We start from the raw sequence: 16,764 nt of genomic DNA on the forward strand, positions 1-16,764 counted from the left end.
GCATGATGATTACCACAGCTGGAGGACAGCTAAACAATTGGGTATTTTTGTTTCACAGTTCTGCTTTCAGGGTATTAATTCATAATTGGTATACGGAAAAATGTGTTATGCTTGGGAATGCGGAGAAAGGCGGTATTCATCTATGTTATTGGAAATTAGTGCATTACTTGCAGCAGCAGCGTTCGCGGTACTGGTGTTCTATCTGATTCAAACACTGCTGTCAGCCAAGCGCTCTCTGGAGCGGGCTGCCGATACGCTTGAGCAAGTACAGCAGACCGTGAATTTATTGAGTGGCGACTTGCAAGGTGTCGCCAAAAATGCGAATGAACTCTCTCTAGAGCTGTCAGAGCAATTAAAGAAAATGGAACCAGTGATGGACTCTGTTCAACATGCTGGTGAAGCCTTGAACGAGATCTCAATCGCTGCGAAGCAGGTATCAGTAGGACTGGTTAAGGGGGTACGTCGAGCCGCAGGGCGATTTGAACGTAAGCCCACCCCTGATAGACGAGTGTCTAAGGAGCATCAGGCAGCAGCGTCTGCGCCTGTATCAGCACCGCTGCAGGCGGATACTGCTGTGATAACACAGGATCCACTGGGTGAAGCCGAGCATAAGCAAGAACGTGAACAATCACCGCAGGGACAAGGCCATTCCCATTCCACAGCTAGCCAACAGCAGGATTGGAAGGAATGGGTCGATATTGGGACGAAGCTGTGGCAATTGTGGAGACAGCGCGCATAGTGCGGGAGAGCCGGTTAACAGTTTGGTTAACCGGCTCTCGTTTTTTTTCACAGGCAAGTAACAAAAAGAGATGATCTTCTTTGGCCTTTTCCGGTATAGTGGTAGTTGGGAATTATGGGGGGCTATGTCGAAAAGGCACGAACTATATCATAATCGATGAGGGGAGGAGAGTATGATGAACGTTCTCGTCGTTGATGACAATCCGACGAATGTCATGCTCATTCGGGAAATCCTTCGTAAAGCTGGCTATGACGGAGTGCAGACTGCTTCGTCAGCCCATGAGATGTATCAAGTTCTTGGGATGGATGGGCCTCTTGGGCCTATGTATGTACCGGATATTGATCTTATTTTATTGGATATGATGATGCCGGAGATTGATGGACTGGAAGCTTGCAGCACGATCCAACAATACTCTGAGCTTCGGGACATTCCGATTATTATCGTAACGGCGATTGGGGATTCCAATATGCTCGCAGAGGCATTGGATGCGGGTGCGGTTGATTACGTCACGAAGCCGATTAACAGGGTGGAGCTGCTGGCTCGAATCCGGCTAGCGCTGCGCTTGAAGCGGGAGAAGGATTGGCATAAGGAACGTGATCGCCATATTCGCGATGAATTAAGCTTGGCTGCGAAGGTGCAGAGCTCTGTGTTGACAGAGCCTTATCAAGATGAACATATTACGATCAACGCACTATATCAGCCTTCTGAGGAGCTGGCGGGAGATCTGTATGCTTGGTTCCCGCTGGGCCAAGGCAGATATGGAATTATCATAATCGATGTTATGGGGCACGGCGTATCCTCTGCGCTGCTGTGTATGTTCATTGCTTCCGTTCTACGGGACGCCGTTATGCAGATCGAACAGCCGGATCTTGTGCTTAAGCGATTGAATACGAAATTCCATCAGCTTCATATGAACGGGAATTTAATGCTCTATTATATGACGGCATTATATGTGGTTGTTGATACGAATAAGGGATGCATCCAGTATGCGAACGCAGGACACCCTCCTGGCGTTGTCATGATGGAGGATGGTGAGCTCATAACCTTGGAATCTACCGGATATCCAGTAGGCATGTTCCCAGAGCTTGAAGTAGAGACCAAAGAAGTACAATGCGACTCACGTGCTCGAATTGCAATGTATACGGATGGGTTAATGGAAACGGCAGGCAACAGCGTGGAAGAGGCTATGGAGCGCATTGCCAATATTCTTCGACACGAGAAGACGCTGCAGAGCAGTTCATGGGACGAGCTGTTTGCACCTGGTTCTGATGAGGACAGTGAGGATGACAAGTGCCTGATTTGGGTGGATGTTCATTGATTTAGAAGGAGGAGCAGACAGTGAAGTTACGCACGAAATTAATCGCTGGCTTCGTTCTGTTCATGCTTATCATATCCGGACTTGGCTGGGTGTCTTATGATCGCATGAGCAGCTTGCAGCAGGATCTGGATCAGATTTATACGGACAGCTTCCGCAAAGTGGAACTTGCCTTTTTGATTCGGGACGACATGGACAATATCGCCAGCGTGCTGGTGACCGATATGCTAAACCCGAATGTTAACGGCGAAGAACTGTTGCAAAAAGGGAAGGTTTACCGTGATGATATTGTTAAATCGTTCAGGGAGTTGACGGCACAATATTCAACGGCGCAAGAGAAGAAGCTCATCGAGCTGGCGATACGCGATTGGGACAAGTACGACGAATTCGTCAACAAGTCAGTAGAGCTCACCACCAATAATAAATATGAAGAAGCCAACGCATTGCGAAATAAAGAGGGATTGGAATATCAACGCAACTTGAAAAACAGTGTGGCCGATTTGGCCAATCATCATGAGATGTCGATTGACAATCAGGTGCTGGAAGCGAAGAAGCATTACGAGCAGTCGATTACTTTGACGGCCGGTATAATGGTGCTGGGGCTTGTCGTTTCCTGCGCGATTATGTTGTGGGTCATCCCGAGTGTGACACGGAATTTGAATACGATGTCCATCATGATGCGCAGTCTTGCCCGTGGAAGGCTTCGTATTGTGCGCAAGCTTGAGCCGCATACGAATGATGAGATTGGAGAAGTCATTCAAGTGTTCAAGCGGATGGCAGAAGACTTGGAAGCACGCAAGAAGAATGAGGAATTGTATCGGAAGGCTCAAGAAGAGCAGGCATGGATCGATGGAAATGCAGCACGTGTTACAGAGCTTCTGAATGGAGCCGCTACATTGAATCAGGTGGGGCAGATGTTCATAAGCGAGTTCGTGCCGACACTTGGTGGACAATATGGCGCCCTGTATATTCGGAATGAGACGGATCATCCAGATGTATTCGAACTGTTCGGTACTTATGCAGCTACTGACGATTTGAAGGCTGAGCGAACAATAGTTGTTGGGAAAGGTCTGCTCGGTCAATGTGTCGTGGATGAGAAGCCAATCATTATAAGCGAAATGAAGGATTGCTCCATTCGAATTGAATCGGGCGTATGTCAATCTCAACCGATTGAGCTTATCTTATTCCCGATTATGTTCGAACGCAGAGTGATTGCGGTGCTAGAGATGGCATCATTGACGAAGATGTCACCAGTACAGCATCGACTGCTCGAAAAGCTCGCACAGAAGCTCGGAGTCATCGTGCATACGATCTCCGGACGCTTGCGTGTAGAGGAATTGCTGCGTGAGTCACAGGCGCTTACCGAAGAACTGCAATGCCAGTCTGAGGAACTGATGACACAACAGGAAGAATTGAAGCGCTCGAACGAGCATCTGGAATCGCACACAGAAGCATTGAAGCGTTCTGAGGAGATGCTCCAGCGTCAACAGGAAGAACTGGAACACTACAATACGGAACTGATCGCGAAGACACGTGCGCTGGAAGAACAGATGCTGGCAACCCAAGAGAAGAACGAAGAGCTCGAAGGGGCGCGAACGATATTGGAACGCCAGACATTGCAGTTGGCCTTGGCTTCGAAGTACAAGTCTGAGTTCCTCGCTAATATGTCTCATGAACTGCGTACTCCGCTTAACAGCCTGCTGGTGCTGTCCCAATTGCTGGCGGAGAATAAGGAAGGGAACTTGGGACAGAAGCAGGTCGAGTATGCGCGTACGATTAACATGTCCGGTTCGGATCTGCTTAAAATGATTGATGAAATCTTGGATTTGTCCAAGATCGACGCAGGCAAGATGCAGTTGAATTTTGAAACTGTCTATTTGAGCGAATTGGCCTCCTTTATGAGCGACAGCTTTGAGACAATTGCAGAGCAGAAAGGGCTTGAGTTCAAGGTAGAGATAGATCCAGATCTGCCAAGCTCCCTAGTAACTGATGGGCATCGAGTGAAGCAGGTTGTACGCAATTTGATTGGAAATGCATTTAAATTCACAACGAAGGGCTCAGTAACCCTTCACATTACGAAGGCGAAGCCGGAGCAATTGCCTTCCCCGCTTCAGGAAGCGGATGAGCCTTATTTGGCGATACATGTTGTAGATACCGGGATCGGCATTCCGAAAGATAAACAAGATTTGATCTTCGAAGCGTTCCAGCAGTTGGATGGTACAACTAGCCGAAATTACGGCGGCGCAGGGCTCGGTCTGTCCATCAGCCGAGAGTTGGCAAGACTGCTTGGCGGCAAGCTTCAGCTGGTTAGTCGAGAGAAGGAAGGCAGTACGTTCACCTTCTTCCTGCCGATGAAGGCGGTAGAGCCTTCATCGATTCCAGTTAACTCCACCGTTGCTTTGTATGAAAAGGCGATCGCAGAAGCCCAAGCGGCACTAACCGTAGAGGGCGAAGAGGGGCATACATCAGAGGAACGCAGTAAGCTCGTCAAGCCTCATATGCCGCAGGTATCTGCGAACCATGAGGGTATGCCTCTTACTGCTTGGGAAGAAGCGTTGCTCAAGGAAGTCGCTGTTTCTGAAGAAGTGGACGGACATAAGTGGCCATTTGGGGAGAAGAAGCTGCTGATCGTAGAAGATGATGGTCCGCAGCGACAGTCTCTAATTGCCTTAATTGAAGGAGCGGACGTAGCCGTTACCGCGGTTTCAACCGGGACGGAAGCACTTAAGGTACTCGGGGAAGAGAAGTTCGACGGCATGGTGCTGGATTTGCTGCTTCCTGATATGACAGGATTTGAATTAATGGATGAGATTAGTCACCATTCCCGAATCCGTCGTATCCCAATCATTGTATACACTGGAAAACTGCTGGATGCGAAGGAAGAGACAGAACTGAAGAAGCGCGCACAGAGCATCATTATTAAGGATGTGAAGTCTCCTGAACGTCTGCTGCAAGAAACGATGATTCTCTTGAAGCGTTCGGAGGAGGTTCAGCCAAGCGATGAAAAAGAAAACCAGGGACCAAGCGATATGCTGCTGTCAGGCAAGCGGGTACTGCTCGTCGATGATGATGTGCGCAATGTATTTGCGCTATCAAGCGTGCTAGAGCAGTACGATATGAATATCGTGTATGCTGAAAATGGACGCGAAGCACTTGAAGCATTGGATGGGAAAGAGAATTTCGACCTCGTTCTCATGGATATGATGATGCCGGAGATGGATGGCTATGAAGCGATGCGCCGCATTCGCGAACAGCCTCGATTCGAGAAGCTGCCGATCATAGCACTGACGGCGAAGGCGATGAAAGAAGATCGCAATAAGTGCATTGAGGCAGGAGCGTCAGACTATGTCAGCAAGCCATTTCAGACGGAACAGCTGCTTTCATTGATGCGAGTATGGTTATATAAATAACAGGTAAGCAATATGTTGACATGATGAATGAAGGAGCAAGGATAAGATATGAACGGAAACGGGCTCGGTTTACATGATGAGAGAAGAAGGCCCCAGGATTCGGACCGAGAACGCATTGAGATTGAATTGCTGTTAGAAGGGGTTTATCGAGTCTATGGTTATGATTTCCGGGACTATGCGTATCCTTCGCTCAAACGGCGCATTTGGCATCAAGTGCATGAGGAAAAGGTAGACACGATCTCGGAGCTGCAGGGCCGAGTACTCTATAATCGGGATTGCTTGCAGCGTTTTGTCCGCAGCCTGTCAATCCCCGTTACCGAAATGTTCCGGGATCCCTCCATGTTCTTGGCATTTCGTCAACAGGTCGTCCCTATGCTGCGTACGTATCCGTATATTCGGATATGGCATGCGGGTTGCTCGACAGGAGAGGAAGTATACTCCATGGCGATACTGCTTCATGAGGAAGGGCTGTATGAGAAGACCAGGCTGTATGCAACGGATATGAATCCGCTATCGCTGCAGAAAGCCAAAGAAGGCGTATGCCCGATGGACAAAATGCGCACATACACCAAAAATTATTTGGAGGCGGGCGGGACAAGCTCTTTCTCCGAATATTATACGGCTTCTGGAGAGGGCGTTGTTATTCATCCTTACTTGCGTAAAAATGTAATTTTTGCAGAGCATAACCTGGCAACGGATCGATCCTTCAATGAGTTTAACGTCATCCTATGCCGCAATGTAATGATTTATTTTAATGAGCCGCTGCGCAACCGGGTTCATGATCTTTTCTATGAGAGCTTGGCGCCACTAGGTGTGCTTATTGTCGGAGGCAAGGAATCCTTGCATTTTACAGGGAGAGAATCTCAATACGAGGAGATCGATCGTAACGAGAAGATTTATCGTAAAATACGATAGGAGGCACAATTGTGAACACCTTGGAACCAATCAATATTTTGCTCGTTGACGATAGGCGCGAGAATTTACTTGCACTTGAGGCCGTATTGTCCGAGGAAAGCTATCGCTTGGTCAAGGCTACTTCAGGCGAGGAAGCTTTGCGCCACTTGATGAAAGAGGAATTCGCCGTTATTGTGCTGGATGTTCAAATGCCAGGCATGGATGGGATCGAGACGGCCAAATGGATTAAGGCTCGCGAGAAGACGAAGAATATTCCGATAATATTCGTATCGGCGAACTATAAGGAAACCGAGCATTTATTTGCTGGATACTCAGCGGGCGGGGTTGACTATATGGTCAAGCCATTCGTCCCTCATATTTTGAAGTCGAAGATTCATAGCTTCGTTGGTATATTCCTGGCACAGAAGCGGCTGCAGGCGCAGAAGATGCTTCTCCATCAGAAAACGAAGGAACTTGAGCGGATGAATAGTGAGCTGGCAGCTGCTAAGGAAGCAGCGGAACGCGCGGCACTTGCTAGAACACAGTTTTTAGCAATGATGAGCCATGAGATTCGAACGCCGATGAACGGGGTGCTCGGAATGGTTGATCTGCTGCTCGATACTGAGCTGACGAGTGAGCAATCGAACTATGCGGAGTTGATCCGCAAGAGTGCCGATACACTGATCAGGACGATTAATAATATTCTTGATTTCACCAAGATGGAATCAGGCAAGCTGGAATTAGAAGAATTTCCGTTCGATACGAACTCGCTCATTATAGAAGTTTATGAGCTGTTCATGGTCGAGGCGAATAAGCGGGAGCTGACCTTGTCGTATTCAATGGATGAGGATGTGCCAGCGTTATTGTATGGAGATATGCTGCGTGTCAGACAGATCCTTATTAATCTCGTAGGAAATGCAGTCAAATTTACGAATCGTGGGAATGTCAGCATTTATGTGTCCATCATCGAAACGAAGCGCACGGGGGAAGGCAATAAGTTCCATGTCCGGTTCGATGTACGGGATACAGGAATCGGTATTCCAGTCGATAAGATGGAAGGGCTGTTCCAGCCATTCGCACAGCTTGACTCTTCTATGAACCGCAAGTATGGCGGAAGTGGATTGGGGCTTGCCATTTGCAAGTCGCTTGTCCAATTGATGGACGGGGATATTCGTGCCATACCGGTACCAGAAGGTGCCCTATTTACATTTGACGTATGGTTGAAGGAATGTGGCGAGTAGCCGCCGCATTCTTTTCCCATTGTTTCGATTTAGATGAAGAAGGTTATTTACCAATAAAGTACATTTAACAAGTTTACCTATGTATAGGAGAGGAACATGATGAACGGAAAAAAGTTTGCAGTTAAGACGGTACAGCAAGAGGGACAAGTAATTGTCCAGACTTGTGGAGACTTGGATTTGGCAGCAGCGAAAGAGTTTCGTTCCACGATGGAACCGATTGTGAACGATGCGAACACAGAGCTTACCTTAGATCTAAAAGAGCTGACGTATATTGATAGCACAGGGATTGGAATCTTGATCTCGATATTGAAGATGCGTCATGAGCAGAAGTCAGCTTTCCGTATTGTAAATGTACCGACACATGTCCAAAAACTATTTGATATGACAGGTATTTCGAAATTTCTGACCCCACAAGCCTAACAAATGAACGATGAAAGGGACTGAATCAGAATTATGGAACACGCAAGAGAATGGAAGCGCGTTAAGTTATCATTGCCAGCACAAGCCGAATATGTTGAGTTGGCACGGTTGACTTTGTATGGTATCGCAAGCCGTATCGGATTCTCCTATGAGGATATAGAAGATATGAAGGTAGCGATTTCGGAAGCTTGCAATAATGCAGTGCTATATGCGTATGATTCGCAGGGTGGAGTCGTTGAAGTACTGTTTGAGGTTGCTGAGGATGAGATTGGGATCATCGTACAGGATGAGGGAGCGAGCTTTGATGCAGCAAGCAAGACCAGTGGGGTGGAAGGCTTGCATGACAAGCAGCTTGAAGATATTCAGGCCGGTGGTCTTGGATATTATTTAATGCAGGCGTTGATGGATGAGGTTGAAGTGATGAGCGTCGATGGTCACGGCACCGTTGTGAAGATGAAGAAGCGCCTGCAGCGAAGCGGGGAACTTCTATGAGTGCTGTCCCTCAACAACATTCATCCGAGGAAGCAACACGGCTCATACATGAATATCAAGCTACAAATGATAATGAGATTGCAACGATCCTCATTCAGAGATACGATCCCATGGTCAAGATGGCCGCAGGCAAGATTTCACGCAACCGTCCGGACTTGTATGAAGATTTGATGCAGGTCGGCAATATGGCATTGATCCGCTTATTGAAGCAATTCGATAGTTCGTTAGGTGTTCCGTTCGAAGCTTATGCGATGAAAAGTATGATTGGGCATATGAAGAACTTCTTGCGGGACAAGTCATGGTATATACAAGTTCCACGCCGGATTAAGGAAAAAGGTGCGCTCGTACAGCAGACCATTGATGAGCTGACAATGAAGCTTGAGCGGTCGCCTAATGTAAATGAGATTGCGGAGAAGTTGGAATTGTCCGTCGAAGAAACTGTCGAAGTTCTAGCCGGTCGAGAGTGCTATCATTACGTCTCCTTAGATACCCCATTATCGCAGGATGAGAGTGCTGCGACATTGGGAGAGCTGATTCGCTCTGAAGCCGACGATTATGAATCGGTGGAACGCAAGATGGATCTGATGGAGGCTATGAAGGAACTCAAGCCGGAAGAACAAAATGTATTGGCACTTATATTTAATGAGGGATTATCACAGCGTTCGGCTGCGGATCGTCTCGGCATTTCCCAAATGAGCGTGTCGCGCATCCAGCGGCGTGCAACGGAGAAACTTAAGAATATATTGACATCGAATAATTCTTCGTAGAAAAAATGAAGATGCTAGTCTGTATAGACAGCATCTTCATTTTGTGTCTGCTATGATAATATGGATGCATTCTCATAAAGATTAGACACCGTTCACTATTCCTTCTTCAACTCGTCCGCAATTTCCTCTGCTACGTCTGCAGATGCTTCCTTCAACTGATTTGCAGTGTCGGCTGTTGCTTCCTTTACGGTTGCAGCGAACTCCTTGGATGCTTCTTTCACGCTGCTAACGACTGCACCCGCTTTTGATCCAACCGTTTTTACGGTTTCAGCTGTGCGGGATCCAAGTTCTGTCGCCATTTCTTTTGTTTTGCCGCCTACTTGCTGTGCCTTATCGCTTATATCTGAGCGCAGCTCGCGTCCGGATTTCGGCGCAAGCAACAGAGCTGCCGCCGCTCCTATCGCGCCCCCAATGAGAAGTCCCTTTACAAATGTGTTGCAATCCATTTTTGCGTTATTGCATTCTGTGTTTTGACTCATACTAACCTCTCCTTTTGTGTGTAGTCGAATGTCTTACTAGAGGATTACACAATTTTAGGAGGTTTGAAACAGAGGCACCCATTATCTGTACCTATCGAGCGCTTCTCTTGCGGTCTCTCAGCCACTGCATCGCCATGATGGTAAACAGAAGCCAGATTGCACCTGCTGTGTATCCGCCCAGCACATCGGTTACGTAATGAACACCCAAATAAATGCGGCTAAGCCCGATGCATATTATAAGTAATACCGTAAGCACAAGCACATATCCGGCAGGCTTGCCCTGTTCTTTTAAGTGAACCCATATTAAATATCCAATCATGCCGAAGAAGGCAGTACTAACCATGGAGTGACCGCTTGGAAAGCTGTAGCCATTTTCAACGACCCAGTGTTCCCATTCTGGTCTTGCCCGCTGGAAGCAGATCTTCAGGCCTTCATTGACCAAGGCGCCTCCCAATGAGACAGTCAGCAGGCTTATGGCGTCCCATCTGCGCTTGTACACGAAGGCAAGGAGTACAATAAGTATGCCAGCCAACGGTACAACGACACGGCTAGATCCGATATGGGTGATCCATGTGACGACAGTTGTTAAGGTAGGGGAGGCTGCTTGGCGTACCGTATCCGTTACGTAGCGATCGAAGTCAGTCGTTTGATTCAGAAGAACACTTCTAGTGATAAAAAAGAAAACGATAGCCAAGATAAGTGTCGCGGCAGCTCCCCCTAGAAGATTTAGTGCGAACTTGCGTTTTGCTTCTGGCGTAACGCCCCGATATTGTTGTTTCACAGTTGTCAACACTTCTCCTTTAGGTGTATGTTTACATTACAAGATGTCCGCTGATGCTTCTTAAAGCACGGATTATGGACAAAAGGTAAATATGTAATATCAATAACATATTTCCATGCTTTGTTGCAACTGGAAGAAATGAAAGGAAGACGAACATGAATGAACGTCTAGTGGAGGAAACACGTAACGGCTGGCTGGAGTGCGAGCATCGCGGTGCAATCTGTGGTGTCGATCGCCATCTGCAGCCTCAATATGCGCTCGGAGATATATATACACCGATGTTCCTGCGTTCGGCAGGCAAGCCATTGCAGGCGATCCCTGTTGTTCGCAGTGGGACGCTTGAGCATTATGGGCTGCAAACTCGAGATTTAGCGTTGATGACAGCGTCTCATCGAGGAGAATCCATTCATATTGATACGATGGAACACATTATGCAGTGTGCGGGACTTGAAGAGAATCATTTGATTTGCTCGCCCTCTTTTCCATTGAACGAAGAAGTGAAAGAGCAGTATTTGCGCGATGGAGGAGAACGCCGGAGAGCGTATCATAATTGTGCTGGCAAGCATTTCGGCGTCCTTGCATGGAGCCATATGATGGGCTGGGATCTGGCGACTTATACGGAACCTGAACATCCCGCACAGCAAGAGATTACACGTACAATCGGCGAGATGGCAGGTGTTGATCCAGAACAGATGCATGCAGGTACGGATGGCTGTGGTTTCCCGGTGTATGCACTTCCGCTTCAAGGACTCGCAACGGCGTATGTGAAGATCGCCTGCCCAGAGCTTATTAAGGATGAACCGACTCGCAAGGCTGCAGAGCGCATTCGCAATGCAATGCAGGAGTATCCATTATTAGTTGGCGGTACGAATCGGGTTGACTCGCTGTTGATGGAAGATAAGAACATCATAGCCAAGGGCGGCTTCAAAGGGATATTTGCCTTCGGACTTCGTCGTGAAGGTCTGGGCTTCGCCTTCAAGGTAGCGGATGGTTCAGATGAGGAATGGGCGCATATTGTTGCATCGATTCTCGAACAGATTGGTTATGAGGAGAAGTCGACAATTGAGCGTATTCGTCGCGTGTTCCCAGGCACAATTCGGAACGACAACGGCCGTGTGGTCGGTGAACAGAAGACGGTATTTCAGCTTCAAGCATTGAAGTGAGCGGTATGATGCGCAATTTCGTTGTAGTATGACATCATAGAAGAGGTGAGCTAATGAATCCCATACTCTTAGAGGTTATCGGTACGACAGTGCAAGAGGTGAAGGAAGCGGAGCTGCATGGAGCAGATCGCATTGAACTGATTACTGCATTTTCAGAAGGGGGACTAACCCCTAGTCTCGGGCTCGTTGAAGAGGCTATAGCTTCCGTAAGTATTCCGGTTAATGTGATGGTACGGCCGCATAGCCGTTCATTCGTGTATAATGCAGACGATCGAGCAACAATTGTGCGCGATACTCGCTTGTTACGTGAAACTGGAGCTAATGCTATTGTTTTTGGCGCGCTTACACCGGAAGGGAAGGTAGACGTCGATCTGCTTGAGAGAGTGTTGGAGGCGGCCGGCGATTTGCCGCTGACCTTCCATCGTGCGATCGATAAGTCTGCCGATCTGCTACAAGCCTTGGATGTTCTGCTTGCTTACCCACAGGTGACTACTGTACTGACATCGGGCGGTCAGCCAAGCGCTCTGCAAGGCCTTGCGTGTATCCAGTCCATGGTGCGGCAAGCTGCTGGCTCGAATCTGGGGATTTTGGCTGGCAGTGGACTGACCGCGGAGACGGTGGTTGATTTCACAAGGCAAGCAGGAGTGAAGCAGGTTCATTTTGGATCGAATGTACGCATGGGCGGTCATGCCCTAGCACCAATTGACCCTGAACGTCTGCGGGCTTTGCGGTCGTCGCTCAATACAATTACGGTATAAATAAAAATAGCTCCCGAGCCGCTTTGCTTATGCACTGTGCGCTAGGAGCTATTTTTCGTTTGGTTGCAACTGGTGATGCGATACGACAAAGTGTTAGGAACGGCGTAATTTGCCGAGCTCAGAGACAATCGCCTCTACTTCACTGATGCTGAAAGCAGGCTTGCTCATAATGATATCGTAAATATCCTTGATGTCGTCATATTGCTCTACGGAGAACGCAGAGGACTGCATCGCTGCTGCCGTAGCCATCTTCAATTTATCCTTGATCACATCAATCATCATTTCTACATTGGCTTGCGTTCTTTCATTGGAAACCATGGTTCTCCTCCTTAGACGCTATTGCGATAACGTCCTATTCAACATGTCCGTATTGTATCACGAAAGCAGTGGAAACAAAACGATATCCTCGCGTAATTCAATGTTCGTCTCCGAGGCATTTCTTATGCTTCCTTCCTTATTGTGCCTTGCTTGGCATCAGTGGAATTGTACAGTAGAATGTGAATCATGAAGCAGATTGAATCATGTAGCAGAATGAATTATGAAGTAGGATTGATCAAGAAGTACAAAGAACAGAAGGAGCTCTCCGCCCATGCAAGTCAACGGCAATATGAATAAGGTATACGAACAGAGCGGCCAGAGAACGCGCTGTACGATAGATCGTCTCCAAGATTGGCTGCGGCAAGTCGCAGACAAGCATCAAGGTCAGGACGTTATGTTCGTCTGCATCGGTACCGACCGATCCACAGGAGATGCGCTTGGACCCTTGGTTGGCACCCGACTTGCGCAGCGTGGATTGCAGGTGGTAGGGACGATGGAAGAGCCATGTGATGCCACGAATTTGCAATCCCGGTTATCTGCGCTGCGGGATCATGTTGTGACGGTTGCAATCGATGCTTGCCTCGGACATCCAGGCTCCGTAGGACAATATCTGGTCAGCCACTCCTCCTTACAGCCAGCAGAATCGGTCGGCTTAGCTATGCCAGCAGTGGGTCAATACAGCATTGCTTGTGTCGTGAATGTGAATGGCCCGAAGCCGTATTGGACATTGCAGACGACTTCCTTGCATCACGTCATGAAGATGGCGGACGAAATAGCGGATGCTATCATCAAATCATTTCTTCCCGAGCCAAGCATAAATACCGAATAACCTCCATACAAATGATGTCGTGGGCCAAAAAAAGATGGAGCCGGATCGCCCTCCGCCTCCATCATTCGGGTTCATACAGATGTGCGTGTTAAGCTGTACCGATCCGTTCTGGGGGAACGGATCATTTTTTACTTTCCCGGTCCGTCAGCTTGATGATGAGCTGAACTAACCCGAGAATAAATGCACTCGTGGCAAAGAAAAGTTCGAACCCTTGCATATTGTTCACCCCCCCTCTATTCGAGATCGCAGATTACTGGTGCGGGCAATGCTTGGAGTTGGCTGCTGATTCAGGCATTTATGGGTAGTGTAATATACTATATATGTATGGATGTTTTTGGAATGAAAGAATGCTTTGGACAAGCTTTTTTGAAAATTTTGTGTAATGGTAATTAAAGGTGCATATTTCGGCAGGTTCTGCATAAAATGAAGGCTTGCGAATTTGAGAACGTACCAGAAGGAGAGAGGGATAAGCGATGACAAGAATACAGGTGGATGCTAACTTTACGATGAATGTAGAACAGCAAGGACAAGGCCCTGCTGTCCTATTGCTTCATGGCTATTGTGGAAGTTCGAAATATTGGGAAGCGATAATGCCGATGCTGGCGCAGAACTATCGCGTCATTGCTCCAGATTTGCGAGGTCATGCCAAGTCAGATTCACCTGTAGGCGCATATACCATTGAACAAATGGCTGACGATGTGCTTGCGCTTGCCGATAAGCTCGAGCTATCGCAATTTGTGCTGCTTGGTCACTCTCTTGGTGGATATATTACGCTGTCGTTCGCTCAGCGCTATAGCAGCCGCTTGCATGGGTTCGGGCTGATCCATTCCACGAGCTTGCCGGATACCGAAGAGGGCAAGCAGAATCGCTTGGCCGTTGTCGAGAAGCTGCAATCGCAAGGTATCGTTCCTGTTGTGGACGGATTAATCCCGAAGCTGTTCGCGCCACAGCATCTTGAAGAGCATGCCTTGCAGGTGAGCAGGGCGAAGGAGATTGGATATTGCACACCGCCGCAAGGAGCTGCTGGAGCAGCGCTTGCGATGAGAGAGCGAACTGATCGGACTTCGGTATTGCAAGCAACTGAGTTACCCGTGCTGTTAGTAGCGGGAGAGCACGATCAGATTGTGACAGCAGATAAAGCCTTTACGGCGAGCGGGGACAATATTTCGCAGGTTACGATAGAGAAGGCGGGTCATATGAGTATGATGGAGACGCCAGCGACACTTGCGGATGCGCTGCACACCTATTTAGCTAATGTATTTCAGTAAGAGGCAGCAGAAGTGTTCTGATGTATTAGGGGACAACGATGATATGGATGACCACGTTTAGGGGAGCTTCACTTGAGGAAGCTCCCCTTTTTCGCTATACTTGACTTACTTTTTGGATGTCTGAATCCGAATATTATGTACATGAAGCGAGGCTTTGACATGAATGAGGCGTTTAAAGCACTTGCAGATCCGACTAGGCGACAGATTATAACCTTGTTGAAGGATAAGGATATGACGGCAGGAGACATCGCCGATCACTTTAATATGACGAAGCCAAGCATCTCTCATCATCTGAATGGGTTGAAGCAAGCGAAGCTCATTCTTGATGAGCGGCGAGGCCAGCATATATGGTACTCACTCAATACAACCGTATTGCAGGAGGCTCTCGGCTGGTTTCTTGATATCATTTCATACCAGGGGAAGCGAGGGAGGGATGATTAATGAAACTACTGGATCACAGTCTGGAGAGAAGGGCATTTCTTGTATTGTTTGTGTACAATGTGATTGTAGCTGGACTGATGTGGCTGGCATATCCGAAGCTTCCAGAGAGGATTGTATCCCATTTCAACTACTATGGCGCTCCTGACGGGACAATGGAGAAGACGATAGTTTTTATCATATTCTCTGCTATCTTAATACTGATCCCCGTACTTTTGCCGTTCGTTCGACGTGCAGATCCGCAGCAGCACAATTACAAGAAATTCGAATCCACATACATATGGTTCGGCTGGGCATTGTCTGTGTTCCTGCAAGCTATATTCGGCGTCGTGATCGGCTATCATCTAATTAACGGGTTTCCGGTGCAATCTCTGATTTTAACTGCGCTCGGATTTTTATGGATGTTCCTTGGCAACATGTTTGGACGTGTTCGGTTCAACTATTTTTTCGGTATCCGTACGCCGTGGACGCTTGCAGACGAACAGGTATGGCGCAAAACGCATCGTCTGGCAGGCAAGGTGTGGCTTATATCGGGGTTACTAGCATGTGCTGGAGCATGGCTGCTGCCCCTCCACTGGGGTGGATATATCGGTTTACTTGTAATAGCGGTATCAGTCTTTGTCCCCATGATTTATTCCTACCTTGTCTTTCAATCTAAAATACGGCCGAGGTGATGGTGATGCACCAACGTGATTATTTACTCCGGTTAATTGAAGAGATGACTCGTATGTTTGGTCAAGCGCTTGGACTAAAGGAAAAGAAGAAGCGTGAGCAACTGATTGTCGAGTGGGATGAATTGTTGCAGCGCCGTTTTCGGATTAGCGGGGAACTGGCTGACAAGCTTCCGACAGAGGACATCATACGACTGTTCCGGACGGGAGAGCGGCTGCATGCAGATGAGATCCAAGCATTGGCGATTGTACTGTATGAGCGGGCTAAGTTGGAATGGGAACGAAGCAGGCATGATAATGAGTCGTCGCCGTTTGGCGCTGCCGAAGTGCCGCGATATGGTGAGAGCATGATGGGAACTGACAATGACGAGACAATATATATTCTGCGATTGATGAAGTCGTACGAGCTTTTGCTGGAAGCGACCTCGCAAGGTAGTGATCGGAGGCTGCTTCCGGTTCAAGACTCGATGGAAGCGATATATCAGGTAATCAAAGGCTATCATATTGATAATCGCTTAAGGGAGAAGATGTGGCGCTGGTTTGAGAAGGAGGGTCGTCTGGCTGAAGCAGAGGACTCTTTGTTTGAGTGGTTGAACAGTGGAGAGCGGCATCATCCTGAGCAGGCAGCAAGTCGATATACGCAAGCGTTGAAGTTCTATGAACGACTTGATGCAATGTCGGATGAGACGCTTCTAGAAGGCGGATTAAGCCGAGAAGAGGTCATCTCGGGCAGAGAAGACGTAAGTAAGAGTACAGCATGGCAAATGGAACGGTAGGAGTT

At 48.0% G+C, this 16,764-nt stretch carries 17 protein-coding genes and 1 pseudogene; 15 read left to right on the top strand and 3 right to left on the bottom strand.

The genetic code is table 11. The features are described from left to right. Positions 1 to 142 precede the first annotated feature (142 nt). The 8 genes and pseudogenes from BBG47_RS11560 (at position 143) to BBG47_RS11595 (ending at position 9,278) form a co-directional block, all read left to right on the top strand. Complete coding sequence (locus BBG47_RS11560; protein WP_065291844.1) at positions 143 to 739, top strand: DUF948 domain-containing protein; 597 nt, start codon at positions 143 to 145, stop codon at positions 737 to 739. A 175-nt stretch (positions 740 to 914) separates the two neighbouring features. Continuing rightward, positions 915 to 2,057 (top strand): SpoIIE family protein phosphatase, encoded by a 1,143-nt coding sequence (locus BBG47_RS11565; RefSeq protein ID WP_021255305.1) that lies wholly within the window; start codon positions 915 to 917, stop codon positions 2,055 to 2,057. A 20-nt stretch (positions 2,058 to 2,077) separates the two neighbouring features. Beyond that, positions 2,078 to 5,464, top strand: a complete 3,387-nt coding sequence (locus BBG47_RS11570) for a response regulator (RefSeq protein WP_065291845.1) — start codon at positions 2,078 to 2,080, stop codon at positions 5,462 to 5,464. A 48-nt stretch (positions 5,465 to 5,512) separates the two neighbouring features. Next, positions 5,513 to 6,379 carry a CheR family methyltransferase gene (locus BBG47_RS11575; protein ID WP_065291846.1) on the top strand — a complete coding sequence of 289 codons (867 nt, stop codon included), beginning with the start codon at positions 5,513 to 5,515 and terminating at the stop codon, positions 6,377 to 6,379. An 11-nt stretch (positions 6,380 to 6,390) separates the two neighbouring features. After that, positions 6,391 to 7,581, top strand: a pseudogene (locus BBG47_RS11580) (response regulator); the annotation flags it as partial. A 117-nt stretch (positions 7,582 to 7,698) separates the two neighbouring features. Further along, positions 7,699 to 8,019 carry an STAS domain-containing protein gene (locus tag BBG47_RS11585; protein ID WP_021255301.1) on the top strand — a complete coding sequence of 107 codons (321 nt, stop codon included), beginning with the start codon at positions 7,699 to 7,701 and terminating at the stop codon, positions 8,017 to 8,019. A gap of 33 nt (positions 8,020 to 8,052) precedes the next feature. Beyond that, entirely contained in the window at positions 8,053 to 8,511 is a 459-nt protein-coding gene (rsbW, locus tag BBG47_RS11590) for an anti-sigma B factor RsbW (protein ID WP_065291848.1), read from the top strand. Further along, positions 8,508 to 9,278 carry a sigma-70 family RNA polymerase sigma factor gene (locus BBG47_RS11595; RefSeq protein WP_028532007.1) on the top strand — a complete coding sequence of 257 codons (771 nt, stop codon included), beginning with the start codon at positions 8,508 to 8,510 and terminating at the stop codon, positions 9,276 to 9,278. The genes rsbW and BBG47_RS11595 overlap by 4 nt, the downstream gene beginning before the upstream one ends. A gap of 95 nt (positions 9,279 to 9,373) precedes the next feature. Here the strand turns inward: BBG47_RS11595 and BBG47_RS11600 are convergent, their stop codons facing one another. Beyond that, positions 9,374 to 9,757 carry a YtxH domain-containing protein gene (locus tag BBG47_RS11600; RefSeq protein WP_065291849.1) on the bottom strand — a complete coding sequence of 128 codons (384 nt, stop codon included), beginning with the start codon at positions 9,755 to 9,757 and terminating at the stop codon, positions 9,374 to 9,376. Between the two features lie 91 nt (positions 9,758 to 9,848). Further along, positions 9,849 to 10,538 carry a phosphatase PAP2 family protein gene (locus BBG47_RS11605; RefSeq protein WP_254659805.1) on the bottom strand — a complete coding sequence of 230 codons (690 nt, stop codon included), beginning with the start codon at positions 10,536 to 10,538 and terminating at the stop codon, positions 9,849 to 9,851. Between the two features lie 155 nt (positions 10,539 to 10,693). Between BBG47_RS11605 and BBG47_RS11610 the strand changes: the two genes are divergently transcribed. Both BBG47_RS11610 and BBG47_RS11615 read left to right on the top strand, forming a co-directional pair. Beyond that, positions 10,694 to 11,701, top strand: a complete 1,008-nt coding sequence (locus tag BBG47_RS11610; protein WP_065291850.1) for an asparaginase — start codon at positions 10,694 to 10,696, stop codon at positions 11,699 to 11,701. Between the two features lie 53 nt (positions 11,702 to 11,754). Beyond that, positions 11,755 to 12,459 (top strand): copper homeostasis protein CutC, encoded by a 705-nt coding sequence (locus BBG47_RS11615; protein ID WP_065291851.1) that lies wholly within the window; start codon positions 11,755 to 11,757, stop codon positions 12,457 to 12,459. 93 nt (positions 12,460 to 12,552) lie between these two features. Here BBG47_RS11615 and BBG47_RS11620 read toward each other — a convergent pair whose 3' ends face one another. Next, the gene (locus BBG47_RS11620; protein WP_021255294.1) at positions 12,553 to 12,777 is read right to left on the bottom strand and encodes a DUF1128 family protein; all 225 of its coding nucleotides are present in this window, start codon (positions 12,775 to 12,777) and stop codon (positions 12,553 to 12,555) included. Between the two features lie 271 nt (positions 12,778 to 13,048). Between BBG47_RS11620 and yyaC the strand changes: the two genes are divergently transcribed. The 5 genes from yyaC to BBG47_RS11645 all read left to right on the top strand — a co-directional run bounded on the left by yyaC (position 13,049) and on the right by BBG47_RS11645 (position 16,759). Next, positions 13,049 to 13,606, top strand: a complete 558-nt coding sequence (gene yyaC, locus BBG47_RS11625) for a spore protease YyaC (protein WP_065291852.1) — start codon at positions 13,049 to 13,051, stop codon at positions 13,604 to 13,606. A 473-nt stretch (positions 13,607 to 14,079) separates the two neighbouring features. Continuing rightward, complete coding sequence (locus BBG47_RS11630) at positions 14,080 to 14,874, top strand: alpha/beta fold hydrolase (RefSeq protein WP_065291853.1); 795 nt, start codon at positions 14,080 to 14,082, stop codon at positions 14,872 to 14,874. A 159-nt stretch (positions 14,875 to 15,033) separates the two neighbouring features. Then, a complete protein-coding gene (locus tag BBG47_RS11635) occupies positions 15,034 to 15,315 on the top strand; it encodes an autorepressor SdpR family transcription factor (RefSeq protein ID WP_021255291.1) in 282 nt (93 codons plus the stop codon). Further along, positions 15,315 to 15,986 carry an SdpI family protein gene (locus BBG47_RS11640; RefSeq protein WP_065291854.1) on the top strand — a complete coding sequence of 224 codons (672 nt, stop codon included), beginning with the start codon at positions 15,315 to 15,317 and terminating at the stop codon, positions 15,984 to 15,986. The genes BBG47_RS11635 and BBG47_RS11640 overlap by 1 nt, the downstream gene beginning before the upstream one ends. A 5-nt stretch (positions 15,987 to 15,991) precedes the next feature. Next, positions 15,992 to 16,759 (top strand): DUF6483 family protein, encoded by a 768-nt coding sequence (locus BBG47_RS11645; protein WP_065291855.1) that lies wholly within the window; start codon positions 15,992 to 15,994, stop codon positions 16,757 to 16,759. The last annotated feature ends 5 nt before the right edge of the window (positions 16,760 to 16,764 follow it).

Origin of the sequence: Paenibacillus sp. KS1, assembly GCF_001680695.1 — a bacterium.
Classification (GTDB): Bacteria; Bacillota; Bacilli; order Paenibacillales; family Paenibacillaceae; genus Paenibacillus_B; species Paenibacillus_B suaedae.

Coding starts and splice junctions, on each gene's coding strand:
- BBG47_RS11560 (WP_065291844.1), top strand. CDS start 143: ATGTTATTGGAAATTAGTGCATTACTTGCAGCAGCAGCGTTCGCGGTA.
- BBG47_RS11565 (WP_021255305.1), top strand. CDS start 915: ATGAACGTTCTCGTCGTTGATGACAATCCGACGAATGTCATGCTCATT.
- BBG47_RS11575 (WP_065291846.1), top strand. CDS start 5,513: ATGAACGGAAACGGGCTCGGTTTACATGATGAGAGAAGAAGGCCCCAG.
- BBG47_RS11585 (WP_021255301.1), top strand. CDS start 7,699: ATGAACGGAAAAAAGTTTGCAGTTAAGACGGTACAGCAAGAGGGACAA.
- rsbW (WP_065291848.1), top strand. CDS start 8,053: ATGGAACACGCAAGAGAATGGAAGCGCGTTAAGTTATCATTGCCAGCA.
- BBG47_RS11595 (WP_028532007.1), top strand. CDS start 8,508: ATGAGTGCTGTCCCTCAACAACATTCATCCGAGGAAGCAACACGGCTC.
- BBG47_RS11600 (WP_065291849.1), bottom strand. CDS start 9,757: ATGAGTCAAAACACAGAATGCAATAACGCAAAAATGGATTGCAACACA.
- BBG47_RS11610 (WP_065291850.1), top strand. CDS start 10,694: ATGAATGAACGTCTAGTGGAGGAAACACGTAACGGCTGGCTGGAGTGC.
- BBG47_RS11615 (WP_065291851.1), top strand. CDS start 11,755: ATGAATCCCATACTCTTAGAGGTTATCGGTACGACAGTGCAAGAGGTG.
- BBG47_RS11620 (WP_021255294.1), bottom strand. CDS start 12,777: ATGGTTTCCAATGAAAGAACGCAAGCCAATGTAGAAATGATGATTGAT.
- yyaC (WP_065291852.1), top strand. CDS start 13,049: ATGCAAGTCAACGGCAATATGAATAAGGTATACGAACAGAGCGGCCAG.
- BBG47_RS11630 (WP_065291853.1), top strand. CDS start 14,080: ATGACAAGAATACAGGTGGATGCTAACTTTACGATGAATGTAGAACAG.
- BBG47_RS11635 (WP_021255291.1), top strand. CDS start 15,034: ATGAATGAGGCGTTTAAAGCACTTGCAGATCCGACTAGGCGACAGATT.
- BBG47_RS11640 (WP_065291854.1), top strand. CDS start 15,315: ATGAAACTACTGGATCACAGTCTGGAGAGAAGGGCATTTCTTGTATTG.
- BBG47_RS11645 (WP_065291855.1), top strand. CDS start 15,992: ATGCACCAACGTGATTATTTACTCCGGTTAATTGAAGAGATGACTCGT.